The following is a 2,181-nucleotide window of genomic DNA, read 5'->3' on the forward strand; positions in this document are numbered from 1 at the left end:
CAGCATCGGCCTGATTTGCCAGGCAAACGCGCCAAAATCTCAACTCGACCTCCGCCACTTTCCAGCCTGTCCCCCTTGTTACTTCAAGGATTGCCACTCATTCGGCACGGCCTATGGGACGACTGTGAACCATTTTTGTTTGTTAACTGTCCCTGCTGCTGCGCCGGCGGCGCGCTGTGTGAGAAAGCTGCACGAGAAATTTATTCCCATTTGACGAGTAGGAATAAAGCAGCAACATAACTCACACTTATACAGTAGGACTAAACAATCATGTATTACGCCATGAAAACCATCGCCCGTCGTGCCGCTGCCAGCCTGCTGGAGACGCTGAACTTCACCGGCCTCTCAGGAGAGCAGGCTCTGCTGGCCACCATCGTCAGTGAAAATCCCGCCACGGATGCCCGCGTGCGGAAGCGCGCTAAATCACTCCTGCTGCTCGACGAAGGCGCGACGGTCTCCGAGGTGCGCCGCAGCACGGCGATCAGCCACCGCAGCCTCACGGAACTCGTCCAGCGCTTTCGCACTGGCGGGCTGTGCGCCGCGCTTCTGGGCCTGCATGCCTCCGCAGCCAGCCGTGCATGGCTTACCCTCAGCCCTTCATCGGCATTCCGCGTGCAGTTCCAGCCCGCCTCTTCAGCCAAGAAACGCGCAGCTGCATCATCCCTGCCTGCGCTGGTCAGCGCTCAGCCGGAGAAAGTGGCGGGCGCAGGCCGATGTACCACCAGGACCGCCCGCTCGTCTTGCGCGACAGCTTGATCGCTGTGCATTTCTGGATCTGCCGCATTCACCGCCTTCCCTGCCCTGTCAGAATGGCAGGCCCCGGCGATTGGAAAAACACCTGCATCGTCTCGAACTTTCCGAGCGCAATTCCTACCAAAAAGCATCTTATTTGACACATTTCATATTCTTCGCTTAATCGAATTCACACAGGGAACGCAGACAATTATCAAGAGATGCTTTCCCAAGTGTTTCTGAGCCGACTGGACTACCGGAGGCAAAGCCCGTTCCCACTTGAAGGATCGCCGAGCCACTCACGCAGGCGATGCTCATCCACGCAGGCGTTCCATTTCCTCAAACCATCATCTCTCCATGAGTACTACCGACAATCCCTTCCCGGCTCTCAATGCCAAGGCCGCGCGCAATCTGGCCACCGCCACCGTCACCGCCCCGCAGTGGGATGAAATCTCCCCACGCTGGCTGCTGAAGCTGCTGCCTTACGTCGATGTCGATGGCGGCGTTTACCGCGTGAACCGCGTGGTTTCCAAAGTGCCGGGACCCACCGTCGAACTGCTGACCGTGGATGAAGGCGAGCCGAGGCTGCCGAACACCTTTGTCGATTATGAAGAGAACCCCCGTGAGTACCACCTGAGCACGATCCAGACGATCCTGCACACGCATACGCGCATCACGGACCTATACAGCAACCGCTTTGACCAGCTCCGCGAGCAGGTGCGCCTGACCGTGGAGGCGCTGAAGGAAAAGGAAGAGCGCGAGATCCTCACGCATCCAAAATTCGGCATCCTGAACACCGTGGCTCCGCAGCAGAAGATCCAGACGCGCAAAGGCCCGCCCACGCCGGATGATCTCGACGAGCTGCTTTCTCTCGTGTGGAAGAAGCCTGCGTTCTTCCTCGCACATCCGAAGGTCATCGCCGCGTTTGGTCGCGAGGCCACCCGCCGTGGCGTGCCGCCGCCCACCGTTTCCATCTTTGGATCCCCCTTCATCACCTGGCGTGGCATTCCGCTCATCCCGAGCGACAAGCTGCCGCTGAGCAAGGAAGGCACCAGCAGCATCCTGCTCCTTCGCGTGGGTGAAAACCAACGCGGTGTCGTGGGCCTGCAGAAAGCCGGTGTCACGGGCGAGATCGAGCCCGGCCTCTCCGTGCGCTACATGGGCACCAATGAAAACTCCATCGCCTCACATCTCGTGACCCGCTACTTCTCCGTCGCCGCATTGGATGAGGACGCCATCGGCCTTTTGGAAAACGTTTCGGTGACCAACTACCACGAGTATGTCTATCCCAAGGCTTGATCATTCCTCACCCTTTGCCACGAATGATGCAGGCGTGGAAGACACCGCGCTGATCTCACGGCTTTTGGGTGAGTTCTTTCACGGTGGCCGCCTTCAGGCACCTGAGGCGCCCGCCACCCTGCCCTCGACCATCGCGGGCCTGCCCACGCA

General features: G+C 59.5%; 2 protein-coding genes and 1 pseudogene. All 3 read left to right on the forward strand.

Features of this window, described 5'->3' with window-relative positions; translation table 11 throughout:
- Positions 1 to 214, forward strand: a 214-nt coding sequence (locus tag WAW39_RS01305) for a hypothetical protein (RefSeq protein WP_422314968.1), incomplete at its 5' end; no start/stop codon positions are given.
- Between the two features lie 68 nt (positions 215 to 282).
- A complete protein-coding gene (locus WAW39_RS01310) occupies positions 283 to 756 on the forward strand; it encodes a helix-turn-helix domain-containing protein (protein WP_422314970.1) in 474 nt (157 codons plus the stop codon).
- Positions 757 to 1,107: 351 nt separating this feature from the next.
- Positions 1,108 to 2,031 (forward strand): annotated as a pseudogene (locus WAW39_RS01315) (family 2A encapsulin nanocompartment shell protein); the annotation flags it as partial.
- Positions 2,032 to 2,181: the final 150 nt, after the last annotated feature.

It is taken from the genome of Prosthecobacter sp., from assembly GCF_049294395.1.
Taxonomy (GTDB): Bacteria; Verrucomicrobiota; Verrucomicrobiia; order Verrucomicrobiales; family Verrucomicrobiaceae; genus Prosthecobacter.

Bases quoted from the DNA above. Each gene is read 5' to 3' on its own strand.
- WAW39_RS01310 (WP_422314970.1), top strand. From the start codon at position 283: ATGAAAACCATCGCCCGTCGTGCCGCTGCCAGCCTGCTGGAGACGCTG.